Annotated in this window: 13 protein-coding genes and 1 tRNA gene; 5 read left to right on the forward strand and 9 right to left on the reverse strand. The window is 32.1% G+C overall.

Translation table 11 applies throughout. The annotated features are described in order from the left end of the window. Nucleotides 1–7 precede the first annotated feature (7 nt). Nucleotides 8–1,531, forward strand: a complete 1,524-nt coding sequence (locus GQ596_RS01340) for an exopolyphosphatase (RefSeq protein WP_160399887.1) — start codon at nucleotides 8–10, stop codon at nucleotides 1,529–1,531. Between the two features lie 86 nt (nucleotides 1,532–1,617). Here GQ596_RS01340 and GQ596_RS01345 read toward each other — a convergent pair whose 3' ends face one another. From GQ596_RS01345 to GQ596_RS01355, 3 genes are all read right to left on the reverse strand, one after another. Beyond that, a complete protein-coding gene (locus GQ596_RS01345) occupies nucleotides 1,618–3,078 on the reverse strand; it encodes a DASS family sodium-coupled anion symporter (protein WP_160399888.1) in 1,461 nt (486 codons plus the stop codon). Between the two features lie 240 nt (nucleotides 3,079–3,318). Then, the gene (locus tag GQ596_RS01350; RefSeq protein WP_202113709.1) at nucleotides 3,319–4,281 is read right to left on the reverse strand and encodes an FAD:protein FMN transferase; all 963 of its coding nucleotides are present in this window, start codon (nucleotides 4,279–4,281) and stop codon (nucleotides 3,319–3,321) included. Nucleotides 4,282–4,310: 29 nt separating this feature from the next. Then, nucleotides 4,311–7,082: a flavocytochrome c gene (locus GQ596_RS01355; RefSeq protein ID WP_160399889.1), complete on the reverse strand. Its 2,772-nt coding sequence runs from the start codon at nucleotides 7,080–7,082 to the stop codon at nucleotides 4,311–4,313. Nucleotides 7,083–7,632: 550 nt separating this feature from the next. Here GQ596_RS01355 and GQ596_RS01360 point away from each other — a divergent pair. Next, nucleotides 7,633–8,682 (forward strand): dihydroorotate oxidase, encoded by a 1,050-nt coding sequence (locus tag GQ596_RS01360; protein ID WP_160399890.1) that lies wholly within the window; start codon nucleotides 7,633–7,635, stop codon nucleotides 8,680–8,682. A gap of 73 nt (nucleotides 8,683–8,755) precedes the next feature. On the opposite strand, the gene GQ596_RS01365 is transcribed toward GQ596_RS01360, so the two are convergent. The 4 genes from GQ596_RS01365 to dnaQ form a co-directional block, all read right to left on the reverse strand. Next, entirely contained in the window at nucleotides 8,756–9,151 is a 396-nt protein-coding gene (locus tag GQ596_RS01365; protein ID WP_160399891.1) for a YbaN family protein, read from the reverse strand. Nucleotides 9,152–9,173: 22 nt separating this feature from the next. Then, entirely contained in the window at nucleotides 9,174–9,476 is a 303-nt protein-coding gene (locus tag GQ596_RS11220) for a DUF2645 family protein (RefSeq protein ID WP_160399892.1), read from the reverse strand. A 117-nt stretch (nucleotides 9,477–9,593) separates the two neighbouring features. Then, a tRNA-Asp gene (locus GQ596_RS01375) sits at nucleotides 9,594–9,670 on the reverse strand. Between the two features lie 116 nt (nucleotides 9,671–9,786). Then, complete coding sequence (dnaQ, locus tag GQ596_RS01380; RefSeq protein ID WP_160399893.1) at nucleotides 9,787–10,521, reverse strand: DNA polymerase III subunit epsilon; 735 nt, start codon at nucleotides 10,519–10,521, stop codon at nucleotides 9,787–9,789. Between the two features lie 210 nt (nucleotides 10,522–10,731). Here dnaQ and rnhA point away from each other — a divergent pair, with 210 nt between their 5' ends. The 3 genes from rnhA to GQ596_RS01395 all read left to right on the forward strand — a co-directional run bounded on the left by rnhA (nucleotide 10,732) and on the right by GQ596_RS01395 (nucleotide 13,345). After that, nucleotides 10,732–11,208: a ribonuclease HI gene (rnhA, locus tag GQ596_RS01385; protein WP_160399894.1), complete on the forward strand. Its 477-nt coding sequence runs from the start codon at nucleotides 10,732–10,734 to the stop codon at nucleotides 11,206–11,208. 95 nt (nucleotides 11,209–11,303) lie between these two features. Further along, nucleotides 11,304–12,032 carry a hydroxyacylglutathione hydrolase gene (gene gloB, locus GQ596_RS01390; protein ID WP_160399895.1) on the forward strand — a complete coding sequence of 243 codons (729 nt, stop codon included), beginning with the start codon at nucleotides 11,304–11,306 and terminating at the stop codon, nucleotides 12,030–12,032. Between the two features lie 41 nt (nucleotides 12,033–12,073). Continuing rightward, the gene (locus tag GQ596_RS01395) at nucleotides 12,074–13,345 is read left to right on the forward strand and encodes a transglycosylase SLT domain-containing protein (RefSeq protein WP_160399896.1); all 1,272 of its coding nucleotides are present in this window, start codon (nucleotides 12,074–12,076) and stop codon (nucleotides 13,343–13,345) included. On the opposite strand, the gene GQ596_RS01400 is transcribed toward GQ596_RS01395, so the two are convergent. Beyond that, the gene (locus GQ596_RS01400) at nucleotides 13,317–14,111 is read right to left on the reverse strand and encodes an endonuclease/exonuclease/phosphatase family protein (RefSeq protein WP_160399897.1); all 795 of its coding nucleotides are present in this window, start codon (nucleotides 14,109–14,111) and stop codon (nucleotides 13,317–13,319) included. The genes GQ596_RS01395 and GQ596_RS01400 overlap by 29 nt on opposite strands. After that, nucleotides 14,104–15,675 (reverse strand): glutamate--cysteine ligase, encoded by a 1,572-nt coding sequence (gshA, locus tag GQ596_RS01405; protein WP_160399898.1) that lies wholly within the window; start codon nucleotides 15,673–15,675, stop codon nucleotides 14,104–14,106. Before gshA ends, GQ596_RS01400 begins: the two co-directional genes overlap by 8 nt. Between the last annotated feature and the right edge of the window lie 94 nt (nucleotides 15,676–15,769).

Genomic DNA, 15,769 nt, shown 5'->3' on the forward strand with positions numbered 1-15,769 from the left:
TTTTAAAATGAAAAAATTCAATGAATATGCGGTAGTTGATCTTGGTTCAAATAGTTTTCATATGGTAATTGCCCGTATTATTAATGGTGCGATACAGATTATTTATAAAAATAAAAAAAATATACATCTAGCAACAGGGCTTAATACTAATAATGAACTAAGTGAATCAAGCATAATGCGAGGAGCGGAGTGTCTTGCGCTATTTGCTGAACGATTAAATGGATTTCCACCAGAACATGTTCGAGTTGTTGCAACTCATACATTACGAGTAGCAAAAAATAAGCATAAATTTTTAATGGCTGCTGCTAAAGTTTTTCCTTTTCCTATTGAGGTTATTTCGGGTCAAGAAGAAGCACGTCTTGTCTATTTAGGCACAATGACAGCAGAATCGACATCCTCAACTGATACAAAATTTGTAATAGATATTGGCGGAGGATCGACTGAAATTGCGATAGGAAAAGGAAATGATTTAACCCCCTTGATCGTTGCTAGCCGCCCCATGGGTTGTGTCACTTATACAAAACAGTTTTTCCATGACAAAAAAATTAATGCGGTTTCTTTTCAACAAGCTAAACTTGCAGCAGAACAACAAATTGAAAGCATGGTTAATACTATAAAAAACTTAAATATCACTGTTGCATTTGGTACATCGGGAACCATAAAATCAATTTATCAAATATTATTAGATCTTGGTGTCAGCGATGGCATTATTACATCTAAAAGGCTCGATGATTTAATTAGTTATGTTTTAGAATTCAAATCTTTTCACGATATCGACTACCCTTCGTTGTCCAAAGAAAGGAAAAACGTATTTGTTAGCGGGCTAGCTATATTTAGTGGTATTTTTGATGCATTAGGTCTAGAAGCTTTACAATTTAGTCCATGTGCATTACGAGAGGGTATATTTTACGAATTGATTGACGGTCCTAATTACCAAGATATTAGGCAAAATACTGCACAATCGCTTTCAGAGCATTATAATATAGATCAACGCCATGCAAAGCAGGTTGTTAAAACTGCAAAATATTTTTTTTCACAATGGCAACAACAAACACCAATTACAATTTCACCCAATATTGAATCTATTTTATATTGGGCAGCTCAGTTACATGAGGTAGGTTTAAAGATTAACTTTTCTTCAATTCATAAACATTCAAGTTATATTTTAAAAAATAGTAATCTACCAGGATTCAATGAAGAACAACAATTACTACTATCTACGCTTGTTCGTTATCATCGGAAGTCGATTAATATTGATGCTATACCTTATTTTAGCTTGTTTGAATACAAACATATCATATCATTAATACAAATTTTAAGATTATCTATACTAATAAATAACCAAAGAAATCCCGAAATTGATTTGCAGGCATTTCAATTAAAATTATTAAAAAATAAACTCACTAAAATCACCCTAGAAATTAATCAAGAATTTGTTGAAAATAATAAATTGATATTGCTTGATTTAGAACAAGAAAAAAAATATTGGAAAGAAATTAATGATTGGAAACTATCAATTGTCATTAGTTAACTAGCCATACAATTTATTTTATATATAAAAATACCGCCAAGTAGGCGGTATATACAATAATTAGAAATATCATTATTGGCTTGTGATTAACCAAGACCAATAATCTTCCACCATAAAATACCAACAGTAAATACAATAATTAGATTAACAACACTACAAATAAATCCAACTTTCCACCATGTTTTTACTGGAACAAAACCTTCGGCAAATAATAATGGATTTCTTGCATTAGCAAATTGAGTAATAGAACCAAAATAATTGGTACATATAACTAATGCAAAAACAGCAATTAATTGTGGTACGCCTAGTGCAATCGCAACAGATAAAAATACTGGAAATAGAGCAGCAATATGAGCATTACCGCTAGCAAAAAAGTAATGTAAATAGACATAAGCAATACACAAAACAATTATTACAAATACCCAACTACTTTCACCTAAGTATCCTTGTACAGCACCACCTATGGTGTCACCTAACCATTTTGTTACACCAAGATCATTCACTTTATCAGCCATCATTAATAATGCTGCAAACCAAATTAATGTGTCCCAAGCGGCTTTTTCACCTTTTATATCATCCCAACTCAATACACCCGTTAAGATCAAAATAGTCAAACCAATGAATGCTGTGGTTGTTGAGTCTATACCAACATTTTTGCCAAAAATCCAAAGCACTAATAATAGGATAACGGTACCAGCCATAATGATTTCTTTAGCGGTAATTGCCCCCATTTTTTTTAATTCTTCTGCTGCTAGTTTAGGAGCTTCTGGCGTTTTTTTAAGTTCTGGATTAGTTAAAAAATAAATAACTAAAGGAATCACAATAAATGAAACTAAACATGGCACAATAGCGGCAACAAACCATTGCCCCCAACCTAATGTAATACCTAATGAAGTTGTAACTAGTTCAGCGGCTAATAAATTACCTGTAAATGCCGTTAAAAACATTGCCGAGGTGATGTCATTCATATGGCTAATTGTTAGCATTAAAAATGTACCAATGCGGTTTCTTGATTCATCTTTTGGGCTTGAATTAAAGTTAATCGCTAACGCTTCCGCTATTGGATAAATAACCCCACCAGCACGCGCTGTAGTACTGGGAATTGCTGGAGCTAACGCAATGTCGGTGACCGATAAACCATAAGCAAGCCCTAATGTATTTTTTCCTAAAATTTTAACAAGATAATAGGCAATACGTTTACTTAGTCCTGTTTTGATAAAGCCACGAGCGATCATAAAAGCAATAACAATCAACCAAATAAGACTACTATTTAATTCACTTAAGGCAATTTTAATAGCAGCCGCATTTGTATCAGCACCAGAGGGTCTTAATACGGCAAAAACGGTAATTGCTAATAATCCAATAGCTCCAATTGGCATTATTTCAGCTACGATGCAGGCAATAGTGGCCACAAAAATAATGCTGGTTTGCCAACCTTGTTGGCTGATACCTTCAGGTGGCGTTACATATAACCAGAGTATCGCAGAAATTGCCGCAATAATAATGAGTGGCAACCATTTCACTGGTGGTTTTTTTACTACGTTCATAGTATTTTCCTTTTGAATTTAAATATTTTTAATAAGTTAAGATTTAATTCTATTTTTTATTTGATTATTTATTAAGTTTATTCTTTTGAAAAAATAAAAACCTAATAGAATCAATAGCTTTTCTAACCATTTTTATTTAGAATTGCTTGTCTTTTAATTAAAATACATCAAAATAAAGCTCAAAAAAACTTCAATAAAATCAATATGTTTCCTGACGACTTTTTGTTACTATATTTATGTTTAATCTAGTTTTATTGTGTATTGTTTATCACTTTTTTGAAAAATAAAATTATTAGGATTTACCAATGTTATTGTTTTATTTTTTAACAAAAATATGGCTGATAAATTTGGACGTTTTTGCAAAAATTCTCTACTCTTATCAAGTCCCCATCCATAAAAAACCGTAGAATAAATATCACCTTCTAAAGAAGAATCTGAAATTACAGTCACGCTTTCTAATTCATTATCTAATGGATAGCCTGTTTGGGGATCGAATATGTGATGATAAAGATGATCGTTTTGTATAAAAAAGCGCTCATAAATTCCTGAAGTAACAACCGACTTATCTATAACTTTAATTACTCCTGATAACTTATTATCCGTTGAAAATGGTTTTCGAAGTCCAATATGCCAATAGCCGTTATCATCTGTTAAGGATGCGCCTAACGCAAATACATTACCGCCTAAATTAATGATCCCTTTGTAAACTTGATATTGAAGCAAAATTGATTTGACAACATCAGCAATATAGCCTTTAGCAATGGCACCTAAGTCAATTTCCATTCCTGCTTTTTTTAAAAAAACAGTATGTTTATTTGTATCAAGTTCAATATTTTTAGGATCTGTTAATAAAAGTTGTTGTTTTATTAATCTAGCAGCAGGAATTTGGTCACCTTGAAAGCCAATTTTCCAAAGTTTGACCAAAGGACCAATAGCTAAATTAAAACAACTATTAAAGTGTAAGCTTATTTTCTGGGCTTGCTCAATCAAAGAAAAAACAGGTCGACTTACTGTAACAGGATGTTGCCCAGCCGCTAAATTAATTGACATAACTTCGGATAACGGTTTGTTAACAGTTAGTTTGTCCTCAAGTATTTTTATGGTCTCAAAAACAGTTTGCACTGCGGTTTCATTAGGCTCTAAAAGCATTAATGAAACCGTTGTTCCCATTAAATGTTGAGTATATTCATTTGCATTTACCATGCTAAACAAGCTCAAATAGTTGTAACAAATTAATGTTTAATATAATCAGCCGCTTTTTTACCTGCTTGTGTACCAAATATAATAATATCAGCAACAGCATTACCACCAATACGATTAGCGCCATGTACTCCACCTACAACTTCACCAGCAGCAAATACACCTTGGATTACCTGTTTATCAGCATCTAATACTTGTGTTTGAGTGTTAATCGTTACGCCTCCCATTGTATGATGGACACCCGGTGCGATTTTTATTGCATAAAAAGGCCCTTTTTTAATTGGGTGACGCATACCAGTGGTTCGACCAAAGTCTTCATCGTGTTTAGTCGTCACAAATTGATTGTAACGCTCAACCGTTTTCGCTAATGTGTTACCATCAATCGATAGTTTTTGAGCTAACTCTTCAAGCGTATTTGCTTGCCTTACAAGTTCATTTGAAACATATTCTTCAACAGATTTATTTTCATCTCGAACTTGTTGATCAAATAGAATATAAGCATAATGTTCAGGTAATTTGATAATTTCAGCAGAAACATTGTCTCTTGTATCAAGTTCATTAACAAATCGTTGACCTTTTTGTGATACCAATATTGCACCACCACCACGAATAGATTCAGAAATTAAATACGACGTTGTTTGTTCAACGGTTGGATGAATTTGTATTTCACCCATATCAACAGTCCCTGCACCGAGTTTTTCTAATAGCATAATACCAGAACCCGTTGCCCCTTTATGATTAGTAGTGACAAATCCTTTAAGATCAGGACGATATTTTTCAACCATTGTAGTATTGGCACTAAACCCACCTGTTGCAATAATGACAGCTTTGGCTTTTATTAAATGAGTTGAACCATCTTCTTCTGAAACTTTAACGCCAATAACTTTATGGTTTTCGGTTACAATTTCAGTAACTGCAGTATCAAGCATAACTTCAATATTACGCTTATTGATATTTTTAACTAAACCACTAATTAAAAAGCCACCAACAGCAGCACCACTTTCAGGGCGATGAGTTCGATCAATGCTCATTCCCCCCGTTGTGGTGATGCCACTTAATTCAATACCGTTATCATCTAACCAATTTATCGCATTTGGCGCATTTTCAACAAAATAATGCAATAACTCAGGATTATTTTTATTTTTCCCACCAGTCATTGTTTCTTTATAAAAGAGTTCTTTATTGTCTACAATACCTTTTAGCTGTTGGAATTTGGTTTCCGCAGCATTCATACCTGCCGAAGCTTTATTAGTATTACCACCAATCACTGACATTTGCTCGACAATAATAACATTTGCACCAAGATCATGTGCTTGAATCGCCGCAGAAAGTCCTGCTCCACCACTACCAACAACTACAACATCAAAAGCGCGATCATTAGGATCACCACCTTCGGCAATAATAGCCTCTTTATTAGATTTGGCCATCGCTTTAGTTACGGCTTTTTTAAAAGCTTCACATTGTGTAGTAGCGCCTGAAATAGCATCAACATGTGGGCTGTTGGAGTCAATAATTCGGTGTTTGATTTCAGTAAAATTATTTAATATTTCTCGATCAAAATTTTGAGCATTAACTAGTTGTATATCTTTAATAAAATCTTTTCCTAATTCAACATTAATCAAAAATTCGTAAGACTCATCATTAACTTTCTCTTGGTAATTCCCTGGTTTGAACTTTTTGACATTAAGATTAACATCTCGAATCAAGCTTTCAACAAGCGAAAAATGCCATAAAGGTTCAGGAATATTTAGCTCTTCACGTTTATCACTATTGATAAAAAGTTCAAGCTTTTCACCTTTTTCAATACGGTCAATCCAATCGGGATAAGCAATACAAGCACGACCAACCGCAACTAAATCATAACCACTATTAATGGCATCTTCCACATCACTTTGATTAATAACATTTCCGACACCAACAACTGGTATTTTTGCTAATGTTTCAGATCGCATTGTCACATATTTTTTAATTAATGGCGTTGGATCTTGTGTATCAACAATGGAGGGCCTAAGTATTGTTCCCATTGAAAAATGGATATAATCAAGCCCCTTTTCAGCCAATTTTTCAAGCAAATACATGGAATCATCAAAACGAATTCCAGGGACTTCTAATTCTTCAGGCGAAAAACGATATCCAACAATAAATTCAGGGGTTGCATATTGCTTAACCATAGCGTGGGTAATTTCTAAAACGGCTAAAGGGAATTGGGTTCGATTATCACGGCTTCCTCCCCATTTATCTTTTCGTTGATTTGAATTAGGTGAATAGAATTGTTGAATTAAATAAGTATTTGCCCCATGAATTTCTATCCCATCAAATCCTGCTTGAATTGCACGACGTACTGCTTGACTAAATTTGTCAATCATTTCATCTACTTCTTCAGCCGTTAATGCAATGGGTGTAGGCGCATTGGGACGTGGAGCTGCAATAGCACTAGGACCTACTGGTGATTGTCCTCCAATTAATTTAGGTTCAACCATTCTTCCGCCATGATAAACTTGAATAATTGCTTTAGAACCTTTTTCTTTGATCACTTTAGCAATTTTAGCTAAGCCTTCAATCTTATCATCACTATCTAAACCAATAGCGCCGGGAAAAGCTAACCCTTTATCGTCAACAAATCCACATTCAACAATAATAGTACCAATTGTTCCTGATCTTGCTTGATAATATTCAATTAAATCATGCGTAACTGAACCATCATAAAAACCGGAACAAGTTGTCATTGGAGCCATCATGATACGGTTTTTTAGTTCAACGCCATTAGGCAGTGTTAGCGACTTAAAAATATTTCCATTTTTCATTTTTATACACCTAATCATTATTATCTAATCTTCATAACTACCAATAATGATAACATTAACAATAATTATCCTCCAATTACATTAATTTCATTAATACCTGTTTTACTAATAGTAAATAGCGATGAGTATCATTTTTTCGACAAAACTTTTTTAGTTTTATTAGTCAATTAGAAAATTATTGATATAACTAAAATAAAATTCTGCCAATTTTTGATGTTTTATCGTACTTTATTTGTCAAACTCACAATTAAAAATCTAAAAAAAAACACTATAACCTTTTCATTTAGTTATATATTTTTTTAATTTTTATGTTGAACTTTAAATTGTCTGAGATAAAATACTCTGAAATATAACGCAAAGAGAGTATCGGAATGTTTGTAATACCAATTAAGAAGTTAAAATCAACTTTCGATTTTCTAGTTATTCTATTTTTTAATCCTCCTTTATGGAGGATTTTTTTTGGGTTTAAAAAAACATATTTATCTATTTTTCTTTTATTACATATTAATAATCAATTTTATATTGAGAACACGCACAATCAGGAGACAGTATGAAATCTTTAACCCCTTTTTATGATCCAACTATAAGTTACGAAGATAATTATGCTCAAGGTCCATTTGGACTCTTTAAACAATTAGATAAAGCACAACAAATATCAACAAAACCTTCAAAATTCTTAAATGTTGAAGTCAATTTGCCATTTGGCCAACCAGCAGGCCCGTTATTAAACGCAAATTATATCAAAGCTGCTTTTGCTTATGGATTTGATTTATGTGTATATAAAACAGTAAGAACTAAAGGACATAAATGCCATCCATTACCGAATGTTTTGGCGGTCCATCCTAACGGTAAATTATCATCTAATTTAGATACTGTGCTAGCCGATACCAATTACAATCAACCATTGTCAATAACCAATTCGTTTGGAGTTCCCTCTTTTTCGCCTGATGTTTGGCAACCAGACATGGCTAATGCAGTCAAATATGCAGGGCATGGGCAGTGTGTTATTGGTAGTTTTCAAGGTACACAAGGTAACGGTGAAATTGAAAAAGATTATGCTTTAGCCGCGAAATTAGTCCGCGAAACAAATGCTCCTATTCTTGAAGCAAATTTAAGTTGCCCAAATGAAGGGGCTAGCAAATTACTTTGCTTTGATGTTGATAAAGTTGAGCGAATTGTTAATGAAATTAAAACTGAAGTACCTGATCGTCCACTTATCTTAAAGTTAGCTTATTTTCCTGATGATGAAAGAATTATTTCTTTATTAACCCGTGTAGGCTCTATTATCGATGGTTTAAGTGCAATCAACACACTATCAGCTAAACCTGTTGATGCTAAAGGAACCCCTGCTTTAGGTGAAAATAGAAAAGAAGGCGGTATTTGTGGTGACGCAATCCGTTGGGCTGGTTTAGATATGGTAAGTCGTTTAGCTAAATATCGTGAACAAATGGATTTAAACTTTGCTATTGTGGGCGTTGGTGGAGTTAGTTCTAGCGAACATTATCATCAATTTATAAAAAATGGTGCTGATGCTGTTATGAGTGCAACTGGTGCTATGTGGAATCCACTCCTTGCGATAGAAATAAAAAAGAGTCTTTAACTTTGACTAATAAATATTAAAAGTACGGGGCATTTTGCCCTGTATTTATGATCGAATAAATACAAAATGGCAATCACTTTTTTTTAAAATAAGAATAACCAAAAATAAGATGTGCTAAAAATACTATCGCTAACATAATTCTGACATGTAAAGAATCAAAAAGAATAAAAGGAATAAGTAAAACAACAAATACCATGATTATCATTTTTAATAAATTTAATTTTGTTATTTCCTTTTCTATTAGTATTTTTTGAATATAATCTTGATAATAACGACTTTTAGTAAAATAACGGTAAAGACGAACTGAGCTATTCAACCAAAGATAAGCCGTTAATAAATAAAATGGTACAGTTGGTAAAAGTGGTACAAAAATGCCTACTGTTCCCAATATAAATGAAAGACTACCGATAATAATAAAAAACCATTTTTTTAATATTGATAAATTCAACTCAATAGAATAATTTTCCATATTTTCTAGACAGGATGTTATTTTAACAACTAAACCTAATAATAAATGAATAAACCCAAAATGCGAATAACAGCAAAATAATAACTGAGATAAATAACTTTTCTTTCTTTTTAGATAGAAAAAGTGGAATTAATAATGGTAATAAAAAAACTAACACTATATACATATCACTTTGCGGATCATTATCATTGTCTGTTGGTAGCATGCATAAATTCAAAAATTCTTCCGGATATAGTTCTAACCAATATTCATGTTTGTTAGTTGAAAAAACGAATATAATAAAAAAACAAAATATTGCGTATATTGTTGCAAAAAAAGATTTCATTATTTATGATGTCGTTATTTAATTTATACCACTTTTATATTTTATTACATTTAATAAAAGAAATTAAACTACTTCGAGATAAAAAATAGCAAGTCATGTTGAACATTCTTTAAGAATTGGCGGAACGGACGGGGCTCGAACCCGCGACCCCCTGCGTGACAGGCAGGTATTCTAACCAACTGAACTACCGCTCCGCTTTGTTTGAGAGTTTTAATGCTACAGCATTAAAGTAGGCGTGATATTAAAGATTATTTTTATTCACGTCAATAATTTTTTTTAAATAAATGATTAACTGAATGCAAAATAATCATTAATTCAAATTCCACAATGCTCCACCACTTTTTTTATCAATTTTTTTTAAAACAGATTCATGTTCAGAAAGTTCATATTCCGTTGCTTTTATTACTTTTAAAGGCACGCCACTACGCTCTACTCTTTTTATTGCATTTGGTTCAGATGAAGATAAATTATTTTCTTCGGAATTAAAAGATAAAGTTGTTTGTCCCCCAGTCATAGCCAAATAAACTTCAGCTAAAATTTCAGCATCTAATAAAGCACCATGCAATGTTCGGTGAGAATTATCTATCTGATAGCGTTCGCATAATGCATCTAAATTATTACGTTTACCAGGGAACAACCGTCTTGCCATCGACAAGGTATCAGTAACAAGACAATGATCGGCTGTTTTAAAATCTAGCCCACAAAGACGAAATTCATAATCCATAAACCCCACATCAAACGAGGCGTTGTGAATTATTAATTCAGCACCATCAATAAATTTAATAAAATCATGTGCGATTTTTTTAAAAATTGGCTTATCTTTAACAAAATCATCACTGATACCATGCACACTAAATGCTCCCTCATCAATTAAGCGTTCTGGATTAATGTAAACATGAAAATGGTTGCCTGTTAAACGGCGATTAACCATTTCAACCGCGCCAATTTCAATAATCTTATGCCCTTCATAATGGTTATTGCCATCTTGATTCATACCGGTTGTTTCAGTATCTAAAACGATTTGTCGTGTATAATTATGTGTCACTTTCTTCTCTTTTTATATCAACAATTGGGGAAACGCATTTTTAATGATATAGTCTAGCACTAAAACCTTTTAATGTTGATACCTACCTAAATCTAGGTAGTAGACAATTGGCTAAATTTATAGAGTATATAGTAAATAAATTAAAGTCCGTTAACTTGCCGTTTAATTGAGATAATTAATAAATTTAAATAGTTACAAAGAATCAACAATATGTTAAAAAAAATCGAAATATATACAGACGGTTCATGTCTTGGTAATCCTGGTCCTGGTGGCTATGCTGCTATATTAAAATATAAACAAATTGAAAAAATATTATCAGAAGGTTTTTTTAAAACAACAAATAATCGAATGGAATTATTAGCTGCGATTGCCGCTTTAGAACAATTAAAGCAACCTTGCCAAATTGAGTTATATTCTGATAGCCAATATTTGCGTAATGGTATTATCAATTGGATTCATGGTTGGAAAAAAAATGGTTGGAAGACCGCTAATAAACAATCTGTAAAAAATGTTGATTTATGGAAAAGACTTGATCAATTAGTACAAACTCACAAAATTGAGTGGATTTGGGTCAAAGGCCATGCTGGCCATATTGAAAACGAACGTTGCGACATTATAGCCAAAACACAAGCTCAATCGCCTACTTTGCAAGATACTGTATTTGAACAATCTATGCAGGATAATTGAATTGATAAAATAAAAAGTAGCTTTTTAGGCAACTTATATTTATATAAAAAGTTTTGGTTTAAATCAATTACTCATAAATAATGGTAAAAAATAATATGTATCAACTTCATTGCATTCCAGTTTTAAAAGATAATTATATTTGGATTTTAACCAATTCAGCCAATCAAGCCATAATTATTGATCCTGGTGAAGCCAAACCTGTCATTAATTATATAAACAAACATAGAATATCCCCTCTTGGAATTTTACTTACTCATCACCATATTGATCACACAGGTGGGGTGTGTGAATTAAAAGCACAATATCAAAACATTGATGTTTACGGCCCCAATGAGATCGATTTACCAATTAATTATCTTATTAACCAAAATAAAGTTGATATTGGTGATTTTAGTTTTGATGTAATCGCTGTACCAGGGCATACTCTTGGTCATTTGGCTTATTATTGTAGCCCCTATTTATTTTCTGGCGATACTTTATTTTCGGCTGGTTGTGGAAGAGTTTTTGAAGGTACTTATCAACAAATGTTAGATTCGCTAAAGCAATTAAAACAGTTACCTGAAAATACTTTAATCTGTGCAAGTCATGAATATACTTTATCAAATTTAGCATTTGCACTTCAAATGTTGCCCGATGATAAAAATATCAAAGATTATTTAAATTTGATTTCGAAAAAACAAATAACATTACCGTCTATTTTGTCTAAAGAAAAACAAATTAACTTATTTTTAAGATGTCATGAACAAAAATTGCAAAATAAATTTAAATTTAACAAAGAATTAGACTTGTTTGTTTTTTTTAGAAGCCAAAAAGACATTTTTTAGGTATAATATCGTACTTAATTTGAGTGAAAATTTACGAACTAATGAAAAAGTTATTAATATTTACAGTGTTATGTTTATCTTTGGGCGCATGTCAAAATCATGGCCCTCAATATAATAATAATGTCTATAAAAAATCTAACTCAAAATCAGTAGTTACTAATAGCATTAAAAGTGGTGGTATTAGTCACACTTTGGTCACGCAAAATCCTTGGCAATTCATGCTTACGCAGATCAATGTGAAAATTCCAGAAAATAACCGTATTAAAGCTGAAAGAGAACGTTTGTTACGTAATCCACAAGGATTTGAAACAGTTGCATTACGTTCTGAACCTTATGTTTATTATATTATTAATCAACTAAGAAAAAATGATTTACCAGTTGAATTAGCTTTAATTCCGTTAATTGAAAGTGCTTATGACCCATTGGCAACTTCTCCAGCTCAAGCTGCTGGTTTGTGGCAATTTGTACCAATTACAGCAAAAGAATACGGTATTAAACAAAATAGCTATTTTGATGGACGTCGAGATCTTATCGCATCTACAACTTCAGCTATTTCATTATTACAAAATCTAAATAATCGCTTTAATGGTGACTGGCTATTAACATTAGCCGCTTACAACGCTGGTGAAGGGCGAGTCAGAAAAGCTATCGAAAAAAATCAGGCAAGTGGTTTACCTACCAATTATTGGTCTCTAGATTTGCCAAATGAAACAATGCACTACGTACCTAAAATTTTAGCAATTATTGATATTGTTAAAAATAGTAAACAATACGGTATTAAATTACCTGATTGTAATTATGAAAATTCACTTGTTCGAATTGATATGTCAAAAAATATCTCATTAGATAAGGTTGCCAAATATACAGGTTTATCTTTAAATGATTTAACAACATATAATGCGGGATATGTTCAACAAAAAGTCAATGGTCCGTTTCATTTATTAGTACCATATGCCCATGCTCAAGACTTATTCAAAAAATTAAAAGCAGAAAATCTAGTGGTAAACCAAGTTACTGAGCTTTTACAAGATGTACCACATACAAATATGCCGTTTGAAGTTAAATCAACTACAACAATAAAATATAGTTCAACAAATAACAAAAAAACAAACTCTATTTTAGCCTCGAATACTAAATCTACAGGTAAAAAGCAAATAACTTATCAGGTTAAAGTTGGTGATAATTTATATTCTATTGCACAAAATTATCGAGTTAAAATTACAGATATACTTCAGTGGAATAATTTAAAAAATGCCCGTATACAAGAAGGTGATATTTTGACGATTAATATTGTGGATACAAATCCAATCTAAATTTTACTAATAAAGGATTATGATCAGATGCTGTTGTTTTAATAATGTCTGCCGTATCTAATCGTAATCCTCTATAAAAAACAAAATCAAGTGGCCTACCCATAAATTTTTTTCGAATATCAATATCAACTGAAAAATTAACTGGTTTAAGTTCAATTGAACTTACAAGTTGGTATAATAAATTCAGTCTCTGCTTGCTCCAAGCATTAAAGTCTCCAGCTAAAATAACTGGACCATCGTGTTCCTTTATTCTATTTAATAGCATATGTATTTGTTGTCTATAAACTTTTACACCAATGCTAAAATTTACAGAATGAATATTTGCAACTAATAATTTTTGTTTGGAATGACTAATAGGATAAATAGTAATCAAAGCAGATTTAGGTACTCGAATTAATGGTTCTTTTTCTTTAAAAGAAAAAATTGAGGTCGGTAATGAATCAGAGATTGTCATTACGCCAGCATAGATGCCATTCAAACAATAAGCAGGAACATGATCTGCAATTTTATTATGATGTGAAATAAAATTAAGTAATTGAGCCGTTGTCTGGGCTTCTTGCAATAAAATTAGTTTAGCTTTATCCGCATATTGTTTAAGTACATCAATACAATCAACTCTTTTTTGTTTAAAAATATTCCAAACTAAAATCGAAAATGATGATTGTTCGATTAACGGTTTATTTATTGTTATTGGGTGATTAGGCAAAATCAACTCAACCTCGTTGCTTGCCTGATATCGTAATGTATAACACCGTTTTTTAAACATTTTTATTGTTCAATTTTTGTTTTAAGTATTCATCAAAAGATAAAGTATCGCCCTGCTCTTTCTTTTTTTGTTTTTCAATAGATGAATTACGTTGCTGAATAAAATCACCATCTGTTAATAATGATAAAGGTTCAGACAGAAGCTGTTTTTTATATTGGTTTGCTAAAGCTAAACCAAATTTTGCAGTACCTAAATCACTTATTGCTTGCAGTGTTCTTGCTGATAAAGTTAATTCAGGTTGATCAAACATTAAATCTAGTCGTTCACAAACTTTCCGATATTGTTGTTTATCATCCTTATGATCTAAAACATCAGCTACTCGTAATAAATCTTTAAATAACTCATGCCCAACTTTGGCCAAAGGTTCTCGATGGCTGTCACAGCCTATACCAATTTCAAGTCCAGGCTTTCGCCCTTCCATGATAACTCTATTCCAATTTAATTTAGCACACTCTAGTTCTTGGCTGCTCATTTCAGGGGCTGGTGCTAATGCACACCAAATTAAAAATAGGTCGATAAAGCGAACTTGCTCTTCAGTGATTCCCACTGGTGAAAACGGATTAACATCTAATGCCCGAACTTCAATATATTCAATCCCACCTCGTAAAAGAGCATCAGAAGGTAATTCCTGTGCCATTGGCACTCGTTTAGGGCGAATAGGTGCATAAAACTCATTTTCTATTTGTAAAATATTATCATTTAATTGTCGATAATGGCCATTAACTTTTATGCCTAATTGTGTAAATTCAGCTGATTTTGTTCGTGTTGCACGTTTTAATCCTTCAGCATATGTATCTAAATGGTTAAATGTAATGCCTAGCTGTTTTTGTGCGTTATTTGTATACCCAATATCACTTAATCTTAAGGATGTCGCATAAGGCAAATAACAATTGCCATTTGTTTGTTCAATAAAGGCTTTGGCTTTTTGTGGATCTTGAATAAATGAAGAACACATTGATGGCGATGCACCAAACAAATAAGGAATAACCCAACCAAATCGGTAATAGTTACGAATCAAAGTAAAGTAACCTTCAGAAATAACAACCTTACCCTCTTCTGAATTTTTTACACCATCTCTTGCTTGCCAAAATGCCATCGGCAATGAAAAATTATAATGAACACCTGATATCGTTTGCATCATTGCACCATAGCGGTTTTTTAAACCTTCCCGATAAACCGTTTTGAAAAGTCCTTCATTTGATGAACCATATTGCGCTAAAATAATATCATCTTCGTTAGCTACAAAACATGGCATGCTCAATGGCCACATCATCTCATCACCAATATTTACGCTAGCATAACGATGTAAATCTCGTAAAAATGTTAACATATAATCAATATTAGTATTAACAGGTGTTATAAACTCTAACATCGACTCAGCAAAGTCGGTGGTAATCCATGGGTGTGTTAATGCGGCGCCAATTTTAGAAGGAAAAGAAGTTTTCGATAATGATCCATCAGGTAAAATGCGTAAAGTTTCACGTTCTACACCACGTTGAATACCTTGTAAAATGGTATAGTGTTTTTCTAACCAATTAAGTGCTTTTGATACATCTGGAATCATATTTATACTTCCTTAAAATGAAGTTATTTGATTTTTTATATTAACATAATTTATGTATTAACTATGGGCTAATTTAATAACGTTTAAAATAAAA

It is taken from the genome of Gilliamella sp. Pra-s60 (assembly GCF_009795755.1).
Taxonomy (GTDB): Bacteria; Pseudomonadota; Gammaproteobacteria; order Enterobacterales; family Orbaceae; genus Gilliamella.

What these genes read in the sequence shown, in the direction of transcription:
- GQ596_RS01340 (WP_160399887.1), top strand. Translation starts at nt 8, where the DNA reads ATGAAAAAATTCAATGAATATGCGGTAGTTGATCTTGGTTCAAATAGT.
- GQ596_RS01345 (WP_160399888.1), bottom strand. Translation starts at nt 3,078, where the DNA reads ATGAACGTAGTAAAAAAACCACCAGTGAAATGGTTGCCACTCATTATT.
- GQ596_RS01350 (WP_202113709.1), bottom strand. Translation starts at nt 4,281, where the DNA reads ATGGTAAATGCAAATGAATATACTCAACATTTAATGGGAACAACGGTT.
- GQ596_RS01355 (WP_160399889.1), bottom strand. Translation starts at nt 7,082, where the DNA reads ATGAAAAATGGAAATATTTTTAAGTCGCTAACACTGCCTAATGGCGTT.
- GQ596_RS01360 (WP_160399890.1), top strand. Translation starts at nt 7,633, where the DNA reads ATGAAATCTTTAACCCCTTTTTATGATCCAACTATAAGTTACGAAGAT.
- GQ596_RS01365 (WP_160399891.1), bottom strand. Translation starts at nt 9,151, where the DNA reads ATGGAAAATTATTCTATTGAGTTGAATTTATCAATATTAAAAAAATGG.
- GQ596_RS11220 (WP_160399892.1), bottom strand. Translation starts at nt 9,476, where the DNA reads ATGAAATCTTTTTTTGCAACAATATACGCAATATTTTGTTTTTTTATT.
- rnhA (WP_160399894.1), top strand. Translation starts at nt 10,732, where the DNA reads ATGTTAAAAAAAATCGAAATATATACAGACGGTTCATGTCTTGGTAAT.
- gloB (WP_160399895.1), top strand. Translation starts at nt 11,304, where the DNA reads ATGTATCAACTTCATTGCATTCCAGTTTTAAAAGATAATTATATTTGG.
- GQ596_RS01395 (WP_160399896.1), top strand. Translation starts at nt 12,074, where the DNA reads ATGAAAAAGTTATTAATATTTACAGTGTTATGTTTATCTTTGGGCGCA.
- GQ596_RS01400 (WP_160399897.1), bottom strand. Translation starts at nt 14,111, where the DNA reads ATGTTTAAAAAACGGTGTTATACATTACGATATCAGGCAAGCAACGAG.
- gshA (WP_160399898.1), bottom strand. Translation starts at nt 15,675, where the DNA reads ATGATTCCAGATGTATCAAAAGCACTTAATTGGTTAGAAAAACACTAT.